This is a genomic window from Amycolatopsis sp. NPDC041971, assembly GCF_055588925.1.
In genome coordinates, this window is record NZ_JBVJCE010000025.1 from 122,100 (window position 1) to 129,043 (window position 6,944).

Below are 6,944 nucleotides of genomic sequence, written 5' to 3' on the forward strand. Positions count from 1 at the left end.
GCCGATCCCCCTTCTGCCCCCCCCCCCCCCCCCCCACCCCCCCCCCTCCCCCCCCCCCCCCCCCCCCCCACCCCCCCCCCCCCCCTCCCCCCCCCCCCCCCTCCCCCCCCCCCCCGACACTGTCCTGGGTGGACAGGTCCGCGTCTCCCGTCATGCGCCCCAACCCATGTCGAAGCACTTTCAGGAGAGCAGGCGGTACACCGTCTGCTCTCCGACGGTGGTGGCGGCGAAGTTCTCCGCGACCCATTCGGCGATCTCGTCCGACCCGCCACCCGGTCCGCCGCGGCCGCCTTCGACGTAGTAGGTGATGTCGCCGTTCGCCACGTACTGCTGGAATTCCGCGAGCGTCGGCGCCGGATCCGAACCGCTCCAGCCGCCGATGCCGATCACCGGCCTACCGCTCGCGAGTTCCAGATTCGCCGCCGATTGAGAACTCGGCGTCGCGGCCGCCCATTTCGTCGTGGTCGCGGCGAGCAGGGCCCCGACCTCCGCCGAGGAACCCTCGCCCATTCCCATGCCCATCCCCCGGGAGTCGTTCCCGGCCGGACCGGAGATCGGGATCGAGCCGGAATGCGCCTGTGAAGCGGTTTCAACGCCGAACGCGGTGGTGCCGAGACCGACGGTCAGCACCGCGGCCGCCGCTACGACCCCGACGAGTTTCCGCATCGGCGGGACACCCACCAGGACGACGGTCGCGGTCGCCAGGCCGAGCCCGGCGATGGTCCAGCGCAGCGCGGGCAGCCAGTCGGCGTCGCGGTCCAAGAGAATGTACGCCCAGACGGCGCTGGCCGCGATCATCAGCGACAGGAACACCCGCGGCGCGAGATGCGCCCGGCCGCGCCACAGCGAGGTCCCGGAGATCGCCACCACGGCGGCGATCGACGGCGCCAGCGCGACGGCGTAGTACGGATGCACGATGCCGCTCATGAAGCTGAACACCAGCGCGCTGACGAGCATCCAGCCGCCCCACATGATCAGCGCCGCCCTCGTCCGGTCGGTCCCGGCGGCCCGCCTGGTGAACCACAGCCCCGCGACCAGCCCGATCAGCGCGGCGGGAAGCAGCCACGACACCTCGCCGCCGAAGCTGGCGCCGAACATCCGGGTCAGGCCGCTTTCGCCGCCGAAGCCGACGTTCCCGCCGCCTGAGACGACAGTGCCGCCAGGACTACTGACCATCATGCCGCCGCCCATGCCGAAGATCCGGCCGAGGCCGTTGTAGCCCAGCGCCAGTTCGAGCAGGCTGTCGCCGTCCGACCCCCCGATGTATGGACGCGAGGCGGTCGGCCACAGGTCGACCAGCGCGATGAACCAGCCGGCTGACAGGACGGTCGCGCTCAAAGCTCCGGACAGGTGCAGCAACCGCTTGCCCAGCGAGGTCGGCGCGGCGATCAGGTAGGCGAGGCCGAACGCGGGCAGCACCAAAAACGCCTGCATCATCTTGGTGAGGAAGCCGAAGCCGACGGCGACACCGGCGAAGGCCAACCAGCGCGGGCTCGCTTTTTCGACCGCGCGGATCGTGCAGTACCCGCCGGCGATCAGCAACGCCGTCAGCAGAGCGTCGGGGTTGTTGAACTTGAACATGAGCGTGGCGACCGGGGTGACGGCGAGCGCCGCCCCGGCGAACAGGCCGGCGACCGGTCCGGAGGTCCGCTTCACCGTCAGGTACAGCAGGCCGACGGAGGCGACGCCCATCAACGCCTGTGGCGCCAGCACGGTGAAGCCGGAGAAGCCGAAGAGCCGGGCGAACGCCGTCGTGACCCAGAGCGCGGCCGGGGGTTTGTCCACGGTCAGCACGTTCCCCGCGTCGAGGGAACCGAACAACCACGCCTTCCAGTCCTGTGTGCCGGATTGCACCGCCGCCGCGTAGAACGAGTTGCCGTAGCCGGAGGCGGTCAGGTTCCAGAAGTACAGCAGCGCGGTGGCGGCGAGCAGCCCGAAGACGGCGGGCCGGACCCACCGGCCGGGTGGTTTCGTGGCGTTTTCCTCGACGCGGCCGGGTTCCGCCCGGGAAGCGAGTGCGGTGGTCATGTGGTCAGCTCTCCATCTCGGTGGCGGTGCGGCGGCGGAACACCCAGCCGCGCAGCAGCAGGAAGCGCAGGACGGTGGCCGCGAGGTTCGCGAGTACGAGCGCGGTGATCTCGAGCGGCAGTCCCGGTGCCGTCATCGTGTGCAGCAGCGCCAGGGCGCCACTGGTGAGCGCGAGCCCGAGGCCGAACACGATGAGGCCCTGGAACTGGTGCAGCCCGGCGCCTTCCCGGCCGCGGACACCGAAGGTCAGGCGCCGGTTGAGCGCGGTGTTGCCGATCGCCGTCACCAGCAGCGCGACGAGGTTCGCCACCTGCGCGCCGGTGAACGTCCGCAACAGCAGGAAAAGCACGAGATAGGCGACGGTGCTGGCGACGCCGACGGCGGCGAATCGCACCAGTTGCCGCACCAGGCTCGGCGCCACTCCCGGCGCCCGCACCTGGATCGGCGCGCGGCCGAGCTGTTCGCGCAGGCCGCTGATCGGGATCCGCCCGGTCAGCGTCGCCTTGGTCAGGCGTGCGATGCCCTTGAGGTCGGCGGCCGCGGTGGCGACGATGTTCACCGACGAGTCCGGGTCGTCCACCCAGTCGACCGGGACCTCGTGGATCCGCAGTCCCGCTTTCTGCGCCAGCACGAGCAATTCGGTGTCGAAGAACCAGCCGGTGTCGTGGATGTGGGGGAGCAGGCGCTCGGCGACGTCGGCGCGGATCGCCTTGAACCCACATTGCGCGTCGCTGAACCTCGCCGCCAGCGTGCCGCGCAGGATCAGGTTGTAGCAGCGGGAAACGAACTCCCGCTTCGGTCCGCGCACCACCCGCGCGCCGCGGGCCAGCCTGCTTCCGATCGCGAGGTCGGAGTGCCCGGACAGCAGTGGTGCGACGAGCGGCCCGAGTGCGGCCAGATCGGTCGAGAGGTCGACGTCCATGTAGGCCAGCACCGGAGCGTCCGAAGTGGACCAAACAGCGCGCAGCGCGCGGCCGCGACCTTTCTCTTCGAGGCGAAGGACTTCCACGGCGTCGAACTGACGGCTCAGCCGTTCGGCGACCGGCAGGGTGGCGTCGGTGCTGGCGTTGTCCGCGACGGTGATCCGGAACGGGTACGGGAACTGCTCCACGAGGTACGCGTGCAGCCGCCGGATGCACGGCTCCAGGTCGGATTCCTCGTTGTAGACCGGGATGACGACGTCGAGGACGGGCGAGCCGTCCGGGGCGATGGCGGGGCGGCGGCCGGTTTCGGCGCCGGAGATGATCGCGGCTGTCATAGCGTCAATCTCGGCCGTCACGCTGAGGCCGGCTTGTGTCCCGGCTGTGCCGTCGCTGTGTTCCGGCACGGGTTTCACCGGCTCAGGTCGTAGACGGTGACACTGTCCACAGTGGTCGGTGAGTAGGTTTCCGCGACCCAGGCGGCGATCCGCTCGGCGGCGTCACTGCCGGTTTCCCCGCGTATCACCATGTCTCCGCCGAGGAAGTAGTGAATCCGTCCACTTCGGACATACTCCTGGAACTGTTCCAGAGTGGGCGCCGGGTCCGTGCCGTTGAAGCCGCCGACGGCCATCACCGGTGCCCCGCTGCCGAGCTGGTAGCCCGCGGCGTTGTTGGAGCCGACGGTCGCCGCCGTCCACGGGTAGCCCTCACTTCCCTGCCGGAGCAGGGCGGCCAGTCCTTCGCCGGGCAGGCTCGTCCCGAGCAGACCGCCAGGGCCGCCTGTTCTCATCGACCCCCGGCCCGTTTCCGGTCCGGCGGACGGAAGCGCTCCGGAATGCGGGATGGCGGCCGTCGCGACAGTGTATGCGCCGGTGCCCGCCAGAACGGCGACCAGCGCGCCGATGGCCACCAGACGCCTTGCCACGTCAGGCAGGTACGCGGCGACGAAGACCAGGAAAGCGCACAGAAGACCGGCGACGAGGATCGCGATCGACAGTCCGGGAAGCCAGTCGGATTGCCGCGACAGCAGGAGATACGCCGTCAACGCCGTCAGCCCGATTCCGGCGCTCAAGGCGCCCGCGGCGGCCGGATCTTCCCGTGCGCGCCACAACTGGGTGCCCGCGATCCCGACGAGCGCGGCGATCGCCGGGGCGAGCGCGATCGTGTAGTAGGCATGGATGATGCCGCTCATGTAGCTGAACACCACGGCGGTCACCAGGAACCAGCCGCCCCAGACGATCAGTGCCGCGCGACCCCGGTCGGTACGCGGGGCCCGGCGGGTGAACCACAGTCCGGTGGCCAGCGCGAGGACGGCGGCCGGGAGCGACCAGGCGATCCCGCCCGCCATCTCGCTGCCGAACAACCGATCCCAGCCCGTGCCGCCCCGGCCGCCTCCGCCGACACTGCCCACCTCGTCGCCGGTGATGCGGCCGAAACCGTTGTAGCCGAAGGCGAGTTCCCACAGGCTGTTCTCCTGCGAGCCACCGATGTACGGCCGGTCGGCGGCGGGCCACAACGCGACGACGGCGAGGTACCAGCCAGCTGAGAGGAGGGTTGCGCTCGAAGCTCCGAGCAGGTGCAGCAGGCGGCGGCTCAGCGTGGTCGGTGCGGCGATCAGGTACGCCAGCCCGAACGCGGGCAGCACGAGGAACGCTTGCAGCATCTTCGCGAGGAAGCCGAATCCGACGGCGACCCCGGCCAACGCCAGCCAGCGCGGGCTCGCCTTCTCCAGCGCGCGGACGACGCAATAGGCGCCCGCGGTCAGGAGCAGGACGAGCAACGCGTCGGGGTTGTTGAACCGGAACATCAGCGCGGCGGCCGGAGTGAGCGCGAGAACGGTTCCGGCCAGCAGACCCGCGGCCGGGCCGGACGTCCGCCGCACCGCGGCGAACAGCAACGCCACCGAGCCGACGCCCATCAGCGCCTGCGGCACGAGGACGCTCCAGGCGTTGACGCCGAAAAGGCGCGCGGAAAGGCTCATCACCCACAACGCGGCCGGTGTCTTGTCCACCGTGATCGCGTTCGCGGCGTCGCTGGAACCGAAGAACAACGCTTTCCAGCTCAGCGAGCCTGCCTGCGCGGCCGCCGAGTAGAAAGCGTTGGCCCAGCCGGATTCCCCGAGATTCCACAGGTACAGGACGGCGGTCGCGAGCAGCAGCGCGGCCACGGACGGCCGGACCCAGCGCGGATCGGCCGGCCTGCCTCGGGCGGGTGGAGCGGTTCGATCGGCTTCGTCGCGGGAGGCGAGGAGGGTCATGGCCTCAGCGTCGGGTGCCGACCTGGGACGTTATTGTGCCGAAGCTGTGCACCCGCTGTGAGGCTGCGATCACCGGCAGCTGGACCGCGAACTCGGTGTGCCCCGGACGGCTGTGCGCCTCGATCGTGCCGTGATGGGCCACGACGATGGCCGCCGCGATCGCCATCCCGAGCCCGGTACCGTCCGCGGTCCGTGACCGGGAAGTGTCGCCGCGGGCGAAGCGTTCGCACACGCTCGGCAGGAGTCCGGGGGCGATACCGGGGCCGTTGTCGGTGACGGTGAGCACCGCGGACCCGTTCTGGGAGTGGCTCAGCGCGGTGAGCACCGTCGTGCCCGGCGGGGTGTGCGTGCGCGCGTCGGACAGCAGGTTCGCCAGGACTTGGCGCAGGCGCTGGACGTCGCCGCGCACGAGCACGGGATCCGGCGGGAGCCGCAGTTCCCAGCGGTGGTCCGGGCCGGCGACGTGCGCGTCACCGACGGCGTCCGCGGTCAGCCGGGTGAGGTCGATCTCGGCCGCTTCGAGCGGCCGTCCGGCGTCGAGCCGCGCCAGGAACAGGAGGTCCTCGACCAACGTCGTCATGCGGCAGGCCTCGGACTGGATGCGGGACATCGAACGCGCGACCTCCGGCGGCACCAGCGCGCTGCCACGGCCGGCGAGTTCGGCGTAGCCGCGGATCGCCGCGAGCGACGTGCGGAGTTCGTGGCTCGCGTCCGCGACGAACCGGCGGACCCGGGTCTCACTGGCGTGCCGTGCTTCCAACGCCAGCGCGATATGCCCGAGCATGAGGTTCAGCGCCGAACCGACCTGGCCGACCTCGGTCCGCGGATCGGTGTCGATCTCGGGCACCCGTACCGAAAGCGCGACCTGACCGCGGTCGAGCCGCATCGCCGACACCCGGCCCGCGGTCGCCGCGACCCGGTCGAGCGGCCGCAGCGTGCGCCGGACCGCGAACGCGCCGAGGAACCCGGCACCGGTGACACCCGCCGCCGCGACCCCGAAGAGGATCCACCGGACCGTGGTCAAGGTGTCCCGCATCGGCGCGAGAGGAAGCCCGGTGACGACCACGCCGCCGGGGATCGAGACGGCCTGCACGCGGTACTCGCCCAGGCCGCCGAGCGTCATCGTGATCGGCGGCCGGTCCGCCGGGACGGCGAACAAGCCGGACTCCTGTCCGGCCGACAATCCTTGCGGAAGTCCTTGCACGGTAAGGACTCCCGCGTAGAGCACCCGGCCACCGGAGAAACGCACGCCGAGCGTCCCGGTAGCCTGACGCGGCGCGTTGAGCGGATCAGAACCGGTGCCGTCCTCCGGCGGCCGGTTCGCGAAGTCGTGGGCGCGGGCCGACGCGGCCGAGAGCTGGTCGTCGATCTGGCGGATGAGGAACGACCGCAGGGCGATCTCGCCGGCGACGCCGATCACCAGGCAGACGAAGGTGAGCAACAGCACCATCGAGCCGGTCAGCTTGGTACGCAGGGAAAGCCGCCCGGGCCGGAACGACCGGCGCGGGCCGGTGGTCGGGACCGAACCGGGTGCCATGACTCGAGTGTGCGCCGCGGTCGTATGCGCGCGTTGTGGCCCGCCTGTGAGCCCGCTGTGCCCATGAGGCACCCGGAGAGACGCCACTGGACCAGTGACCGGTGCGTCGGGGGGGGGGGGGGGGGGGGGGGGGGGGGGGGGGGGGGGGGGGGGGGGGGGGGGGGGGGGGGGGGGGGGGGGGGGGGGGGGGGGGGGGGGGGGG

4 protein-coding genes are annotated in these 6,944 nt (G+C 71.4%); all 4 read right to left on the reverse strand.

Annotation, left to right across the window (positions count from 1 at the left end; genetic code table 11):
• Positions 1-180 precede the first annotated feature (180 nt).
• On the reverse strand, positions 181-2,028 hold the full coding sequence (locus tag ACZ6DT_RS36760; protein WP_465603840.1) for a glycosyltransferase family 39 protein: 1,848 nt from the start codon (positions 2,026-2,028) through the stop codon (positions 181-183).
• A 4-nt stretch (positions 2,029-2,032) separates the two neighbouring features.
• The gene (locus ACZ6DT_RS36765) at positions 2,033-3,286 is read right to left on the reverse strand and encodes a bifunctional glycosyltransferase family 2/GtrA family protein (RefSeq protein ID WP_465603842.1); all 1,254 of its coding nucleotides are present in this window, start codon (positions 3,284-3,286) and stop codon (positions 2,033-2,035) included.
• 74 nt (positions 3,287-3,360) lie between these two features.
• Positions 3,361-5,205 (reverse strand): ArnT family glycosyltransferase, encoded by a 1,845-nt coding sequence (locus ACZ6DT_RS36770; protein ID WP_465603844.1) that lies wholly within the window; start codon positions 5,203-5,205, stop codon positions 3,361-3,363.
• Positions 5,206-5,209: 4 nt separating this feature from the next.
• Positions 5,210-6,742, reverse strand: coding sequence for a sensor histidine kinase (locus ACZ6DT_RS36775; RefSeq protein WP_465603846.1), 1,533 nt, complete (start codon positions 6,740-6,742; stop codon positions 5,210-5,212).
• Positions 6,743-6,944: the final 202 nt, after the last annotated feature.